Annotated in this window: 11 protein-coding genes; 4 read left to right on the forward strand and 7 right to left on the reverse strand. The window is 69.9% G+C overall.

The annotated features are described in order from the left end of the window. Window positions 1–183 precede the first annotated feature (183 nt). On the reverse strand, window positions 184–558 hold the full coding sequence (locus tag C6C15_RS10600) for a DUF3040 domain-containing protein (protein WP_060922679.1): 375 nt from the start codon (window positions 556–558) through the stop codon (window positions 184–186). An 84-nt stretch (window positions 559–642) separates the two neighbouring features. Here C6C15_RS10600 and C6C15_RS10605 point away from each other — a divergent pair, with 84 nt between their 5' ends. Next, window positions 643–1,746 carry a polyprenyl synthetase family protein gene (locus C6C15_RS10605; protein ID WP_060922680.1) on the forward strand — a complete coding sequence of 368 codons (1,104 nt, stop codon included), beginning with the start codon at window positions 643–645 and terminating at the stop codon, window positions 1,744–1,746. A 9-nt stretch (window positions 1,747–1,755) separates the two neighbouring features. On the opposite strand, the gene C6C15_RS10610 is transcribed toward C6C15_RS10605, so the two are convergent. Next, window positions 1,756–2,112 (reverse strand): Rv2175c family DNA-binding protein, encoded by a 357-nt coding sequence (locus C6C15_RS10610; RefSeq protein WP_324970196.1) that lies wholly within the window; start codon window positions 2,110–2,112, stop codon window positions 1,756–1,758. Between the two features lie 130 nt (window positions 2,113–2,242). Here C6C15_RS10610 and C6C15_RS10615 point away from each other — a divergent pair, with 130 nt between their 5' ends. Next, window positions 2,243–3,370: a LysM peptidoglycan-binding domain-containing protein gene (locus C6C15_RS10615; protein WP_234024124.1), complete on the forward strand. Its 1,128-nt coding sequence runs from the start codon at window positions 2,243–2,245 to the stop codon at window positions 3,368–3,370. A gap of 76 nt (window positions 3,371–3,446) precedes the next feature. Then, window positions 3,447–5,402: a Stk1 family PASTA domain-containing Ser/Thr kinase gene (pknB, locus tag C6C15_RS10620; protein WP_105950051.1), complete on the forward strand. Its 1,956-nt coding sequence runs from the start codon at window positions 3,447–3,449 to the stop codon at window positions 5,400–5,402. Between the two features lie 61 nt (window positions 5,403–5,463). On the opposite strand, the gene C6C15_RS10625 is transcribed toward pknB, so the two are convergent. Further along, window positions 5,464–6,804, reverse strand: coding sequence for a class II 3-deoxy-7-phosphoheptulonate synthase (locus tag C6C15_RS10625; RefSeq protein WP_029989865.1), 1,341 nt, complete (start codon window positions 6,802–6,804; stop codon window positions 5,464–5,466). Window positions 6,805–6,851: 47 nt separating this feature from the next. After that, entirely contained in the window at window positions 6,852–7,541 is a 690-nt protein-coding gene (locus C6C15_RS10630; RefSeq protein WP_060921165.1) for a lysophospholipid acyltransferase family protein, read from the reverse strand. A 150-nt stretch (window positions 7,542–7,691) separates the two neighbouring features. Here C6C15_RS10630 and C6C15_RS10635 point away from each other — a divergent pair, with 150 nt between their 5' ends. After that, complete coding sequence (locus tag C6C15_RS10635; RefSeq protein WP_105950052.1) at window positions 7,692–9,524, forward strand: AMP-dependent synthetase/ligase; 1,833 nt, start codon at window positions 7,692–7,694, stop codon at window positions 9,522–9,524. 90 nt (window positions 9,525–9,614) lie between these two features. On the opposite strand, the gene def is transcribed toward C6C15_RS10635, so the two are convergent. The 3 genes from def to C6C15_RS10650 form a co-directional block, all read right to left on the reverse strand. Further along, the gene (gene def, locus C6C15_RS10640; RefSeq protein WP_060921158.1) at window positions 9,615–10,106 is read right to left on the reverse strand and encodes a peptide deformylase; all 492 of its coding nucleotides are present in this window, start codon (window positions 10,104–10,106) and stop codon (window positions 9,615–9,617) included. After that, window positions 10,106–11,590: a MinD/ParA family ATP-binding protein gene (locus C6C15_RS10645; protein ID WP_060921157.1), complete on the reverse strand. Its 1,485-nt coding sequence runs from the start codon at window positions 11,588–11,590 to the stop codon at window positions 10,106–10,108. The genes def and C6C15_RS10645 overlap by 1 nt, the downstream gene beginning before the upstream one ends. A 64-nt stretch (window positions 11,591–11,654) precedes the next feature. After that, the gene (locus tag C6C15_RS10650; protein ID WP_060921156.1) at window positions 11,655–15,062 is read right to left on the reverse strand and encodes a pyruvate carboxylase; all 3,408 of its coding nucleotides are present in this window, start codon (window positions 15,060–15,062) and stop codon (window positions 11,655–11,657) included. Window positions 15,063–15,110 lie beyond the last annotated feature (48 nt).

Below are 15,110 nucleotides of genomic sequence, written 5' to 3' on the forward strand. Positions count from 1 at the left end.
AATCCAGGCTATCGCCGCCCATTCCCGGGAGGATGTTCGCTCATGCCCTGGAATTCCGCGGCACAGGGAGGTGGAGGGCCGGTGGAGGACAGTGGAGGGCTGGTGGAGGGTAGACGGCGCAGCACGCACGAAAAAGCCCGGATGCTCAGCATCCGGGCTTCGTGGTGGAGAGAAAGGGAGGGGTCAGTGGCCGTCCTGCCGCCGATCCCATCGGTCGTTCATGCGATCCATGAAGGAAGAGGAGTCCTGCCGCTTCGGGGCGGTGCGCGTGCGGGCCTCTGCCGGACCGCTGCGCCGGACCGGGGTGACGGCCAGCATCACTCCGCCGAGCATGGCCGCGAATCCGATCACCCCGACGACGATGCCCCAGACGTCCCCGAGGATGACGCCGACGACGAGTCCGCCGATGCCGGCGAGCAGGAGGAGGGCCCCGTAGACGAGGTTGCGATAGCTGAGCGTGCGATCACCCGACGGCGCGCTCACGACGTCGGCGTCATTGTGCAGGAGATGGCGTTCCATCTCGTCGAGCAGACGTTGCTCCTGTTCGGAGAGTGGCATCTCATCCCCCTCGGGTATCGTGCCCTCCAGTCTACGCGCGAGCGGCGTCCGGGGCTAGCAGTTCAGGCGTCTCATCCTTTACGTATGCTGGGAGTCGTGCCGTCCCCCTCCCCCTCAGTCCCCGACGCCGTGGCCGCGCGACTGGACCTCTTCCTCGACCGCATGCGAACGGAGTCGGCGGACTACGGCGACGACGCCGCCGCCTTCCTCGACGCGGCGTCCGACACCCTCTCCGGAGGCAAGAGGCTGCGCGCCCGCTTCTGCCACGCAGGATGGCGCGCCGTCTCCCGCTTCCGCGACCGTCTCGCCACCGAGGACGACGCCCTGTGGGACCTCTGCGCGGCGCTGGAGATCTTCCAGTCCGCCGCACTCGTGCACGACGACCTGATCGACAACTCCGATACACGCCGAGGCCGCCCCGCCGCTCACCGAGCTCTCGAGGCGTCCCACCGCTCCGCCGGCTGGTGGGGAGACGCCGCCGCCTTCGGCCGCGCCGGCTCCGTGCTGCTCGGCGATCTCCTCGTCGCGTGGAGCGATGACCTCCTCGAGTCTGCGCTCGATGGGCACGGAGAAGCACGGACCGTGCGCGCCGAGTACGCGCGCATGCGGCGCGACGTCACGATCGGACAGTTCCTCGACATCGCCGAGGAGTCGGCGTGGAGCGTCAGCGACGACCGCGAGCATGCAGAACGGGCGCTCCGTGTGGCCTCGCTGAAGTCCGCGCGGTACAGCATCGAGCAGCCCCTCATCCTGGGTGCGAGCCTCGCCGGCGCGGACGCGGAGCAGACCTCGGCGCTGCGGCGCTTCGGGCACCCGCTCGGCCTCGCCTTCCAGTTGCGTGACGACGTGCTCGGCGTCTTCGGCGATGCCGCCGTCACCGGCAAGCCCGCGGGCGATGACCTGCGCGAGGGCAAGCGCACCGTGCTCATCGCCCTCACCAGGGAGAAGCTGGACACCCCTGCGCGGCGGCTGCTCGACGAGATGCTCGGCGATCCCGATCTGACAGCAGCGCAGGTGTCGTTCCTGCAGGAGACGATCGCCGGAACCGGGGCCCTCGAACGGGTCGAGACGATGATCGCGGACTACGCCAGAGAGGCCGATCGCGCGCTTTCCGGAGCCCGGCTCGACGACGCCGCTGTCGGAGAGCTCCGCGACCTCGGCAGAGCGGCGACCGTGCGCTCCTCCTGAGCGGATCGCTCAGGCGAGCGTGCGCGCGAGCCGACGGACCTCGCTCTTGTGTCCGGCGAGCAGGGAGGCGATCGGGGAACGCCCGAGGGTCTCCTCCTCGGCGAGCAGCCAGTCGATCAGCTCGTCGTCCGAGAAGCCGGCGTCCTGCAGGACGATGATCGTCCCGCGCAGGGAGCTCAGCGGCTGCCCGTCCACGATGAACACCGACGGCACCGCGAAGACGCCGCTGCGCCGCGAGCCGACGAGGTAGTGCTCGTCGATCAGACGACGCACGCGCCCGAGCGGCTCGCCGAGAACCTCGACGAGGTCGGGCATGGTCAGCCAATCGAAGGCGGAATCACGGGTTGCAGCGACGTTCTCAGACACGTTGCCACTATCTCACCTCGGCAGCCGGAGCGCATGTTCAGCACTTCCGTCACATTCGTCACACCCGTCACTTCTGTTGACATCTCTATACATCCGTGTCAGCGTGAAGTGCTCGAAAAAGGGGGCTGACGTGATCTTCCAGACAGCCGTGGCCGGCGCTCTCGCCGCCACTCTGACGGCGGCGCCCGCCGCCGCCGCGCCTGCACCGCCGGTCGCGCCGCACGAACGGCATCGCATCGCTCCGGTGCGCGTCGCACCGACGCAGAACATCCCGCCCTCGCATGTCGTACAACCGGGCGACACGGTCGCCGGCATCGCCGGTCGCTACGGAATCCGAACGACCGACGTCCTCGGCTGGAACGGTCTGTCCTGGAGATCGGTGATCTATCCGGGGCAGAGTCTGCAGTTGCACGCCCCCGCCGGGGCTCCCGCGCCGGCCCCCGCGACGACGAAGACCCACACGGTCGTGGCGGGCGACACCGTCTTCGGCATCGCCCGGAGATACGCCACCTCGGTGAGCGCGATCCTCGCCGCCAACGGCCTTCCCGCCGGCGCCATCATCTACCCCGGGCAGAAGCTCGTCGTGTCCGGGGCTGCTGCGCCCGCAGCCGCGCCCGCCGCCGCGCCCGCGGCGGCACCGGCACCGCACGCGCAGCCGAGCGGCGCGACACACACCGTGGCGGCAGGCGAGACGCTGTTCTCGATCGCCCAGCGGTACGGGACCACCACGCAGTCCCTCTTCGCCTGGAACGGCCTCGGCGCGTCGTCGATCATCTACCCGGGTCAGCGCCTCGCCGTGCAGGCACCTGCTCCGAAGCCCGCCGCCGCACCCACCGGACAGCGCAGTGCCACCCTGACAGCCGAGCAGGCGGCCAACGCCGCGCTCATCATCCGCGTGGGCCGCGAGCTCGGAGTCTCCGACCGCGGGATCGCCATCGCCCTCGCCACCGGGATGGTGGAGTCGGATCTCCGCAACCTGGACTGGGGGGACCGCGACTCGCTCGGGATCTTCCAGCAGCGCCCGAGCACCGGCTGGGGCACCCCGGCGCAGATCATGGATGCGGAGCGGAGCACGCGCGTCTTCTACGGGGGCGCCGGCGACCCGAACGGGCATCTCACCCGCGGCCTGCTCGACATTCCCGGCTGGGAGTCGCTGGCCTTCACCGATGCGGCGCAGGCCGTGCAGATCTCCGCCTACCCGGATCGCTACGGGCAGTGGGAGGCCCAGGCATACGCATGGCTCGCCCAGCACGGGTGACGCCTGCGGAAATCCGGATGCCTCGAGGGGTGAGGCGTTCCCGGGGCTTTCAGCCAATCGTCCATAGACTTCTGTCGTGACGACCAATCATCAAGCCGACCCCCTCATCGGGCGGCTTGTCGACGGTCGGTACCGGGTGCGTGCGCGGATCGCCCGCGGCGGAATGGCCACGGTCTATGTCGCCACCGACCTCCGACTGGAGCGTCGCATCGCCCTGAAGGTCATGCACGCCCACCTCAGCGACGACTCCGCGTTCCAGAGCCGGTTCATCCAGGAGGCGCGCGCCGCGGCGCGGCTCGCCGACCCGCACGTCGTCAACGTCTTCGATCAGGGCCAGGACGGGGAGCTCGCCTACCTCGTCATGGAGTATCTGCCAGGCATCACCCTGCGGGAGCTGCTCCGCGAGCAGAAGCGCCTCACCGTCGCTCAGACGATCACCATCATGGACGCCGTTCTCGCCGGGCTCTCCGCCGCGCATCGGGCGGGCATCGTCCATCGCGACGTGAAGCCGGAGAACGTCCTGCTCGCGGAGGACGGACGCATCAAGATCGGCGACTTCGGACTCGCCAGAGCGACGACCGCGAACACCGCGACCGGGCAGCAGCTCCTCGGGACGATCGCGTACCTCGCGCCCGAGCTCGTCACCCGCGGCACCGCCGACGCCCGCAGCGACATCTACGCGCTCGGCATCATGCTCTACGAGATGCTCGTCGGCGAGCAGCCCTACAAGGGCGAGCAGCCGATGCAGATCGCGTTCCAGCACGCCACGGAGTCGGTTCCCCGGCCCAGCGTCCGCAATCCCGCAGTGCCGGAGCAGCTCGACGAGCTCGTGCTGTGGGCGACCGAGAAGTCTCCGGACGAGCGTCCGGACGATGCCCAGCAGATGCTCGAGCGCCTGCGCGAGATCGAGCGCGAGATCGGCGTCGCCCCCGCCGTGACCCGGACCACCGGCGCTTCCCGCGACCAGGCGGATTCCGGAGACCTCACCAAGGTCATGCCGGGCACCATGGTCCTCCCCGAACCGGCGACGGCCACGTCCCCGGGGATCGACAACGCCACGATCCTCCGCCGGCGCGCCGCCAAGCGCCGCGCCCGCGGTACCTTCCTCCTCTCCCTCGTGCTGCTGCTCGCCGTCCTCGCCGGCGGCGTCGGATGGTGGTTCGGCTCCGGTCCCGGTTCGCTGATCGCGGTGCCCGATGTGGCGGGCCAGACCTACGACGAGGCCGCCGCAGACCTCACCGAAGCCGGCTTCGAACCCGCCCAGCGCGACGAGTTCTCCGTCGATGTCGAGAAGGGGATCGTCATCGAGACGGACCCCGGCTCGGGCACCAGGATCGACAAGGGCACCACCATCGCCGTGGTCGTATCCGCCGGCCCGGCCTCGCACGACCTCGCCCCGGTCGCGGGGCAGTCGGCCGACGATGTGCGGGCCGCGCTGCAGGCGGCGAATCTGGAGATCACCGACGACGAGGAGTACTTCACCGACACCACGGACGGATCGGTCATCAATGTCCGCATCACCCCTCGGGACGGCGGAGATGCCTTCGCCTGCGACCAGGGATGCACGGTCCACGAGAAGGACACGGCGACCATCCAGGTGTCACGCGGCCCGGTGCCGGACGTCACGGACATGACGGTCAAGCAGGCCACCGAGACGCTCACCGGCAAGGGCCTGAAGGTGGCGGAGGAGAACATCTACCGCCCGAGCGACTCCATCGGCAAGGACCGCGTCATCGGCTACGCGGACCGCGCCGAGAGAGGATCGTGGCGCCCGGGCGAGACGATCCAGCTGATCGTCTCCCAGGGGCCGCCGCTGTTTGACGTGCCCGATGTCTCCGGGATGACGCGGGATGAGGCAACCGGCGCGCTGCGCGACGCCGGTTTCACCTGGAGCTACACGAGCAGCACCGGTCTGCCCGACTCGGTGTGGGATCTCCTCGCGAACGAGAACACGCGCGTGGAGTCGTACAGCCCGTCCGACCCGCAGCGGAAGGGCACGAGCATCACGCTCACCATGAGCTTCGCCGGCTGACGGCGATACGACGAAGGGGCCGGAACATCGTTCCGGCCCCTTCGTGCATTCCGCCCGCGGATCAGCGCTTCTCGAGCTCCTCGGCCACGAGGAAGGCCAGCTCCAGGGACTGCATGTGGTTCAAACGCGGGTCGCACAGGCTCTCGTAGCGAGTCGCGAGGGCCGCCTCGTCGATCTGCTCCGATCCGCCCAGGCACTCGGTGACGTCGTCGCCAGTCAGCTCGACGTGGATGCCGCCGGGGAACGTACCCACGGCGCGGTGGGCCTCGAAGAAGCCGCGGACCTCGTCGACGACGTCGTCGAAACGGCGCGTCTTGTATCCGGTGGGCGTGGTGATGCCGTTGCCGTGCATCGGGTCGGTGACCCACAGCGGCTGCGCACCCGACTCGCGGACCGCCTCCAGCAGAGGGGGCAGCGCGTCGCGGATGCGGCCGGCACCCATGCGCGTGATGAACGTCAGGCGGCCGGGCTCGCGCTCCGGGTCGAGCTTGTCAATGAGCGCCAGCGCCGTCTCCGGCGTCGTGGTGGGGCCCAGCTTCACGCCGATCGGGTTCCGGATCTTCGAGAAGTAGTCGACGTGCGCGCCGTCGAGCTCGCGCGTGCGCTCCCCGATCCACAGGAAGTGGGCCGAGGTGTTGTACGGCGTGTCCGTCCGGGAGTCGATTCGCGTCATCGGGCGCTCGTAGTCCATGAGCAGACCCTCGTGGCCGGTGAAGAACTCGACCCGCTTCAGCTCGTCGAAGTCCGCGCCGGCGGCCTCCATGAACTTGATCGCACGATCGATCTCGGCGGCCATGCGCTCGTAGCGCTGGTTGGCGGGGTTCTGGGCGAAGCCCTTGTTCCAGGAGTGCACCTCCCGGAGGTCGGCGAATCCACCCTGGGTGAAGGCCCGGATGAGGTTCAGCGTCGATGCCGCGGTGTGGTAGCCCTGCAGCAGACGACCGGGGTCGGCCTGACGCGAGCCCTCGGTGAAGTCGTAGCCGTTGACGATGTCGCCACGGTACGCGGGCAGCGTCACCTCGCCGCGGGTCTCGGTGTCACTGGAGCGCGGCTTGGCGAACTGCCCGGCCATGCGCCCCATCTTGACGACCGGCATGGAGGCGCCATACGTGAGCACCACGGCCATCTGCAGCACCGTCTTGATGCGGTTGCGGATCTGCTCGGCCGTCGCCCCGGCGAAGGTCTCGGCGCAGTCGCCGCCCTGGAGGAGGAAGGCCTGCCCGGAGGCCGCCCTGGCGAGACGGTCGCGAAGGTTGTCGACCTCACCCGCGAAGACCAGCGGCGGAAGGCTCGAGATCTGCCGGGAGACGTCGGCGACGCGGTCGGCGTCTGGCCACTGCGGCTGCTGCTTGATGGGAAGCGAGCGCCAGGCATCAAGGGCTTCGATGTGGTGCGGGAGCATGCGTCCAGCCTAGTGGGCGGCGACACCGCCGAGACGCGCTCCGGAGGCTATGTGACGCGCGCCGGGAGGCGGTCCTTGACGGTCGATGCGTAGACGTCCTCGTACTCCTGCTGACCGAGCCGCTGGAGCGCCACCATGATCTCATCCGTGACGGAGCGGAGGATGTAGCGGTCGTTCTCCATGCCGGCGTAGCGAGAGAAGTCGAGCGGCTCGCCGATGACGATCCCGACCCGCATGACGCGCGGGATCCGGCGGCCGATGGGCATCGCCGTGTCGGTGTCGACCATGATGACCGGGATGACGGGGACCTTCGCTTCGAGCGCCATACGGGCGATGCCGGTGCGGCCGCGGTAGAGCTTGCCGTCGGGGCTGCGGGTGCCCTCCGGATAGATGCCGAGCAGGTCGCCCCCGCCGAGGACCTGGAGGCCGGTGTTCAGGGAGGCCTCCGAGGCCTTGCCACCGGAGCGGTCGATGGGGATCTGGCCCGTCGCCTTCATGAAGAAGCGGGTGGACCACCCCTTGAGGCCGCGTCCGGTGAAGTAGTCGCTCTTCGCGAGGAACGACATCGACCGATCGATCACGAGGGGCAGGAAGATCGAGTCCGCGAAGGAGAGATGGTTGCTGGCGAGGATCGCCGCCCCGGTCGCGGGCACGTTCTTCCGCCCCACGATCCAGGGGCGGAACACGGCCTTGACCACGGGGCCGATCACGACGTACTTCATCAGCCAGTAGAACATCGAGGTGAAGTCTAGCGCCGCGATGCACATCGCCTCACGTTTCTCGTCTCTCGACCCGGGAAGCGACTGAGTTTCACCCTGACCGCGACCCGGTGCCATGCCCTAGACTCGGACCAACGCCCGTGCCCGACCGGTACCGAAGGAGCTGCCGTGGTCCAGTTTGAAGTCCCCGCGATCGTCCCCGCCGATCCCGACGCGAACGTCGCCGACCTGCTTGCGAAGCGCGTCGAGGCGACTCCCGACCGGGCGTTGTTCTCCGTCCCGCAGGGCGACGAGTGGCGCGACATCTCCGCCGCCGACTTCGAGACCGCCGTGATCGCGCTCGCGAAGGGCTTCGCCGCCGCGGGCATCCAGCCGGGCGAGAAGGTGGGCTTCCTCGCCCGCACCACCTACGAGTGGAGCCTCGTCGACTTCGCCCTCTTCTACGCCGGTGCGGTGATGGTGCCGATCTACGAGACGAGCTCGCCGTCGCAGATCCAGTGGATCCTCGAGGACTCCGGCGCGATCGCGCTCCTCGTCGAGTCACCGGAGCACTTCGCCCGCGTCGACGAGGTGCGCGGCGACCTGCCGCTGCTCCGGGAGGTCTGGCAGCTGCATCTGGGCGCCATCGACACGCTCACCGCGCAGGGAGCCTCGGTCTCCGATGACGAGATCCAGCGTCGCCGGAACCTCGCCGTCGGCTCGGACATCGCGACCCTCATCTACACCTCGGGCTCCACCGGACGACCCAAGGGCTGCGTGCTCACGCACAGCAACTTCGTCGAGCTGTCCCGCAACTCCGCGAAGGCCCTCGACGAGGTCGTGCAGACCCCCGGCTCCTCCACCCTGCTCTTCATCACGACGGCGCACGTCTTCGCGCGCTTCATCTCCATCCTCAACGTGCACGCCGGGGTGCGCACCGGCCACCAGCCCGACACGCGTCAGCTGCTGCCGGCCCTCGGCTCGTTCAAGCCCACCTTCCTCCTCGCGGTCCCCCGCGTGTTCGAGAAGGTCTACAACTCCGCCGAGCAGAAGGCCGAGGCGGGTGGCAAGGGCAAGATCTTCCGCGCCGCGGCCGACGTCGCGATCGAGCACTCCCGGCTGCTGGAGGAGGGCAAGAAGATCCCGTTCGGCACGAAGCTGAAGTTCGCGCTCTTCAACAAGCTCGTCTACTCCAAGCTCCGTGAGGCCATGGGCGGCAACGTCGTCTACGCGGTGTCGGGCTCCGCTCCCCTGGGCGCGCGCCTCGGCCACTTCTTCCACAGCCTCGGCGTGGTGATCCTCGAGGGTTACGGTCTGACCGAGACGACGGCGCCCGCGACGGTGAACCTCGCCTCGAAGTCGAAGATCGGCACGGTCGGCCCCGCCCTCCCCGGCGTCGGGGTGCGTCTCGCCGACGACGGCGAGATCGAGGTGCGGGGCATCAACGTGTTCAAGGAGTACTGGAACAACCCGGAGGCCACCGCCGAGGCGTTCAGCGACGGCGGCTGGTTCCACACCGGCGACATCGGCAGCTTCGACGCCGACGGATTCCTCACGATCACCGGGCGCAAGAAGGAGATCATCGTCACGGCGGGCGGCAAGAACGTCGCCCCGGCCGCCCTCGAGGACCCGATCCGCGCGAACCCGATCGTGGGGCAGGTCGTCGTCGTCGGCGACCAGCGTCCGTTCATCTCGGCACTCGTCACCCTCGACCCGGAGATGCTGCCGACCTGGCTCGCGAACAACGGTCTCGACGAGAAGATGACGTTGGCGGAGGCCTCGATAAACCCGCAGGTCCGCGCCGAGGTGCAGCGCGCGGTCGACGCGGCGAACGAGCGGGTGTCGCGCGCGGAGTCCATCCGCAAGTTCACGATCCTGGACTCGGAGTGGACGGAGGCCTCGGGCCACCTCACCCCGAAGCTGTCGATCAAGCGGAACATTATCATGAACGACTTCGCCGACGAGATCTCCGCGATCTACGACGAGCCGGTCGCCACGACCAACGTCGCGATCGGCGGCTGACCCACAGGTCGACCCACCCCCTTCTGACCGAACCGGCCCCTTGCGCTCGCGCGTAAGGGGCCGGTTCGTACGAGAAGGGGTGGGTCGGGGCTAGAACCAGGAGCTCTCTCGAACTTCGCGCATCGCGATCTTCCGGGTCTCGGGGTCGAGCCGGGAGAGGAAGAGCTTGCCGTCGAGGTGGTCGGTCTCGTGCTGGAGGGCCTGCGCGAGCAAGCCGTCCCCCTCGAGCACCACCGGCTGCCCGTCGAGGTCGATCCCCTCGACCCGGGCCCAGGGGTGGCGCTGCGCGTCGTGCCAGAGTCCCGGCACCGAGAGGCAGCCCTCCCCCGTCGGCTCGGGCTCGCCGCGCACCTCCGTGAGCACGGGGTTGAGGACGTACCCGATCTCGCCGTCGACGTTGTAGCTGAAGGCACGGAGCGCGACGCCGATCTGCGGGGCCGCAACGCCGGCGCGACCGGGGAGCTCGACGGTCTCCAGGAGATCGGTGACCAGGGCGCGCACGCCGTCGTCGATCTCCTCGATGGCCGCGCAGACGGTCCGCAGGACCGGGTCGCCGAAGATGCGGATCTCTCGGACCGTCATCAGGCGGCCTTCGCCCGGAGACCCTCGACGAGGAGCGCCGCGAGTTCGCGTGCCGCCTTCCGCGTCTCGGGGAGGAGGTTCGCGAAGACGATCGTCCCGCCCGCGGCGATCTGCGGGTCGTACGGCACACGCACGACGCTGCGGGCCCGCGACGCGAAGTGCGCCTGGAGCTCTCCGAGACGCACGAGCGGCGTGCCGGGCGTGGACTGGTTGAGCACCACGATCGCATCCCGCGCCTGCTGCGCGTACCCGTTGGTCTCCAGCCACGTGAGCGTCTCGGAGGCCAGTCGCGCCTCGTCGACGCTGAGGCCGGAGACGATGACGATCTGGTCGGCGAGGTCGAGGGTGGCCGACATCACGGAGTGGACGATTCCGGTGCCGGTGTCGGTGAGCACGAGCGAGTAGTAGTGCGCGGCCACATCGGCGACATCGCGGTAGTCGTCGTCGCTGAAGGCCTCGGCGACGCGGGGATCGGCGTCCGATGCGAGCACATCGAGGCGCGTCGCATCCCGAGCGACGATGGCGGAGACGTCGTGGTAGCCCCGCACGTCGTCGCGGATGCGCACCAGGTCTCGCACGGACTTGCCGTGCGCGGCGCGCTGCACCCGGTCGGCGAGAGTTCCCCGATCGGGGTTCGCGTCCACGGCGATGACACGGTCCTCCCGCGCGTCCGCGAGGGCCATGCCCAGGAGCGCCGTGACGGTGGTCTTGCCCACGCCGCCCTTGCGGGAGAGCACCGGCACGAAGCGGGCGCCGCCAGCGAGCGGGGCCGCGATGCGCGCGGTCAGCTCCTTGCGCTCGCGCGCACGGCGCCCGTCGCCGATGTTCAGCCGCCGACCGGACAGCGTGTAGAGCAGATGGCTCCACCCGCCCTCGGGTTCCGGCTTGGCCATACGATGCGGGTCGAGGAGGCGATCGGTGGTGAGGAGGTCCGCGGATTCGCGGGCGGACTCCCCCAACTCGTCGAGGCGCTTCGCGGTGAGCGTCACGTCGGTGCGCGGGCCCGGACGCGTGGGCGCGGAGGCGACGGGCTTGTCGTCGGATGCGGGCATCGTGGTCTCCTTCTGCACGGGTGGCTGCGGGGCGCGCGCCGGCTTAGCCGCCGGGCTCTCTGCACGGTCGGCACCGGCCTTCGCAAGGAAGAGAGCCGCAGCCTCCTCCTCGGCGACCCGAGCCGGGGCGGCATCTGCCATCGGCGCGGGCTCCTCCACCACGACCGCATCGATCACGTCGTCGGTGCGCGGCGGATCCAGGACGGGCTTCGGCGCGGCGGGCAGCGTGAGGTCGTCGACGACGAGGTCGATGCCGACCTCTCCCTCCACCACGCCGTCGTCGGCGAGGTCGTCGTCCTCCTCCGCCGGCAGGGTCACCCGCACCTGCGCGGTCCCGCCGAGGATGCCGATGCCGGCGGTGTCGACGGACGCAGCGTCGTCGAGCACCCCCAGCGGACTGTCCTCGGGATCGGCGTTGTTCTTCGCGGTCACGTGTCACTCCAACCTGTGCGGGCCTCGGGATGCGCCCAGGGTGCGCGGCCTCGCCCGGACAAGATTAGTGCGCCGGTCGGATCACGACCAAAAGATCACCCGCGTCCACCTGCTGCGTCTCGGCGATGGCGTGCCGCTCGACGACCCCGTCCACGGGGGCGGTGATGGCAGCCTCCATCTTCATCGCCTCGATCGACGCGACCGGCTCACCGGCCCGCACCGTCGCCCCCACCTCGGCCTTGAGGGTGACCACTCCGGAGAACGGCGCCGCCACCTGGCCGGGAACGGACGTGTCCGCCTTCTCCACCTCGTGTGCATCCACGGAGATGGAACGATCCCGCACGAACACGGGCCGGAGTTGACCGTTCAGGGTCGTCATGACGGTCCGCATGCCCTTGTCGTCCGCCTCGCCGATGGCTTCGAGACCCACGTAGAGCTGCACCCCACGGTCGATCTCGATGAGGTGCTCCTGGCCGGGGACCAGCCCGTAGAGGTAGTCGCTCGTGTCGAGCACGGACAGATCGCCGTACTGCTCGCGCCGCTCCGTGAACTCGGCCGTGGGCGCGGGGAACAGCAGCGTGTTCAGGCGGGAGCGCCGCTGCGCGCTCGTCCCCGCCAGCTCCGCCTCGTCCTGGTCCGTCAGCGCCGTGAGGCCGGTTCGCACGGAACGGCCGGCGAGCACCTTGGAGCGGAAGGGCTCGGGCCAGCCACCGGGGAGGTCGCCGAGCTCTCCGGCCATGAACCCGACCACGGAGTCCGGCACATCGTACTTCTCGGGGTTCGCCTCGAAGTCGGCGGGATCGGCCTTCACCGCGGCGAGGTGCAGGGCGAGGTCCCCCACGACCTTCGACGACGGGGTGACCTTCGGGACGCGTCCGAGGATGCGGTCGGCTGCGGCGTACATGTCCTCGATGAGTTCGAAGTCGTCCGCGAGGCCGAGAGCCTTCGCCTGCTGCCGGAGGTTCGACAGCTGTCCGCCGGGGATCTCGTGGTGGTACACACGTCCGGTGGGTCCCGGCAGCCCGGACTCGAACGGCGCGTACTGGCGACGCACCGCCTCCCAGTACGGTTCCAGGTCGGAGACCGCGGCGAGGGAGATCCCGCTGTCCCGCTCCGTGTGGGCGAGCGCGGCCACGAGCGAAGACAGCGACGGCTGACTGGTCGTGCCGGACAGCGGGGCCGACGCGGCATCCACCGCATCGACGCCGGCGGCGCTGGCCGCGAGCAGGGTCGCGAGCTGTCCGCCCGGAGTGTCGTGGGTGTGCAGGTGCACGGGCAGGTCGAAGCGCTCACGGAGCGCCGAAACGAGCTTCGCGGCGGCGGCGGGACGGAGCAGGCCCGCCATGTCCTTGATCGCGAGGATGTGCGCGCCCGCGGCGACGATCTGATCCGCGAGTCCGAGGTAGTAGTCGAGGGTGTAGAGCCCTTCCGCCGGATCCAGCAGGTCGCCGGTGTAGCAGAGCGCGACCTCCGCGACCGCGGTCCCCGTGGCGCGGACCGCCTCGATCGCCGGGCGCATCTGCTCCACGTCGTTGAGCGCGTCGAAGATGCGGAAGATGTCGACGCCGCTCGCTGCCGCCTCCGCGACGAAGGCCTCGGTCACCGCCGTCGGGTACGGCGTGTAGCCGACCGTGTTCCGGCCACGCAGCAGCATCTGGATCGCGACGTTCGGGAGGGCCGCCCGCAGCTTGTCCAGTCGCTCCCACGGGTCCTCGCCCAGGAAGCGGAGCGCGACGTCGTAGGTGGCGCCGCCCCAGGCCTCGACCGACAGCAGCTCCGGTGTCAGCCGGGCGAGGTACGGAGCGGCGGCGACGAGGTCCTTCGTGCGGACCCGGGTCGCGAGCAGCGACTGGTGCGCGTCGCGGAAGGTCGTGTCGGTGATCGCGAGGGCGCTCTGCGCACGCAGGCCGCGAGCGAACTCCTCGGGACCGACCTCGAGCAGCCGCTGCCGGGATCCGGGCACCGGTTCGACCGCCAGGTCGATCGGCGGCAGCTTGGTCGCGGGGTCGATGACGCCGGGGTGCGCGCCGTGCGGCTTGTTCACCGTCACGTCGACGAGCCAGTTGAGGATCTTCGTCCCGCGGTCCTTCGAGGCGCGTCCGCGGAGCAGCTCCGGGCGCTCGTCGATGAAGGACGTGCTGACGTCGCCCCGGATGAACGCCTCGTCGTCGAGCAGAGCCTGGAGGAAGGGGATGTTCGTGGAGACACCGCGGATGCGGAACTCGGCGAGGGCACGGCGCGCGCGGGCGACGGCGGCCGGGAAGTCGCGTCCTCGGCACGTGAGCTTCGCCAGCATCGAGTCGAAGTGCGGGCTGATCTGGGCGCCCTGGTGCACGGTGCCGCCATCGAGACGGATCCCCGCGCCGCCGGGCGAGCGGTAGGTCGTGATCTTCCCGGTGTCGGGACGGAAGCCCTGCGTCGGGTCCTCCGTGGTGATGCGGCACTGCAGTGCGGCACCGCGCAGGTGCAGATTCTCCTGCTGCAGTCCCAGCTCGGCGAGGGTCTGCCCCGCGGCGATGCGCATCTGGCTCTGCACGAGGTCGACGTCGGTCACCTCCTCGGTGACCGTGTGCTCGACCTGGATGCGCGGGTTCATCTCGATGAACACGACTTCGCCGGCACGCTCCCCCGCCGTCTCCAGCAGGAACTCGACGGTCCCCGCGTTCTCGTAGCCGATGGAGCGGGCGAAGGCCACGGCGTAGCCGTGCAGGGCCTGGCGCACGTCGTCGTCGAGGTTGGGGGCGGGAGCGATCTCGACGACCTTCTGATGCCGCCGCTGCACGGAGCAGTCCCGCTCGAACAGGTGCACCGTCTCGCCGGTCTTGTCCGCGAGGATCTGCACCTCGATGTGCCGCGGCCGGACGACGGCCTGCTCGAGGAACATCCGGGGGTCGCCGAAGGCGCTGCCGGCTTCCCGCATGGCCTCGGCGAGGGCCGGTCCGAGATCGCCGAGCGTCTCGACGCGCCGCATGCCACGGCCGCCTCCCCCGGCCACCGCCTTCGCGAAGAGGGGGAACCCGATCTCCTCCGCCTGGGCGACCAGGGCGTCGACGTCGTCCGAGGCCTCGGTGGACCGGAGCACGGGGACGCCCGCTTCGACGGCGTGGCGCTTCGCCTCCACCTTGTTGCCTGCCATCTCGAGGACCTTCGCCGGCGGCCCGATGAACACGATGCCGTTCGCCGCGGCCTTCTCCGCCAGCTCGGGGTTCTCCGAGAGGAAGCCGTAGCCGGGGTAGATGGCGTCGGCACCGGCCTCGGTGGCCACGCGGATGATCTCGTCGACATCCAGGTAGGCGCGGACCGGGTGCCCGCGCTCGCCGATCTCGTACGCCTCGTCGGCCTTGAGCCGATGGACCGAGCCGCGGTCCTCGTGCGGGAAGACGGCGACGGTGCGCGCCCCCACCTCGACCGCTGCCCGGAATGCCCGGATCGCGATCTCGCCACGATTCGCCACAAGGATCTTCTGGAACATGCACACCTCTGAGAGCTCGATGCACGGCCGAGGCACGCACATGGGGCG

The sequence above is a fragment of the Microbacterium sp. str. 'China' genome (assembly GCF_002993305.1).
GTDB classification, from domain to species: Bacteria; Actinomycetota; Actinomycetes; order Actinomycetales; family Microbacteriaceae; genus Microbacterium; species Microbacterium paraoxydans.

What these genes read in the sequence shown, in the direction of transcription:
- C6C15_RS10600 (WP_060922679.1), bottom strand. Translation starts at nt 558, where the DNA reads ATGCCACTCTCCGAACAGGAGCAACGTCTGCTCGACGAGATGGAACGC.
- C6C15_RS10605 (WP_060922680.1), top strand. Translation starts at nt 643, where the DNA reads ATGCTGGGAGTCGTGCCGTCCCCCTCCCCCTCAGTCCCCGACGCCGTG.
- C6C15_RS10625 (WP_029989865.1), bottom strand. Translation starts at nt 6,804, where the DNA reads ATGCTCCCGCACCACATCGAAGCCCTTGATGCCTGGCGCTCGCTTCCC.
- C6C15_RS10630 (WP_060921165.1), bottom strand. Translation starts at nt 7,541, where the DNA reads ATGTTCTACTGGCTGATGAAGTACGTCGTGATCGGCCCCGTGGTCAAG.
- def (WP_060921158.1), bottom strand. Translation starts at nt 10,106, where the DNA reads ATGACGGTCCGAGAGATCCGCATCTTCGGCGACCCGGTCCTGCGGACC.
- C6C15_RS10650 (WP_060921156.1), bottom strand. Translation starts at nt 15,062, where the DNA reads ATGTTCCAGAAGATCCTTGTGGCGAATCGTGGCGAGATCGCGATCCGG.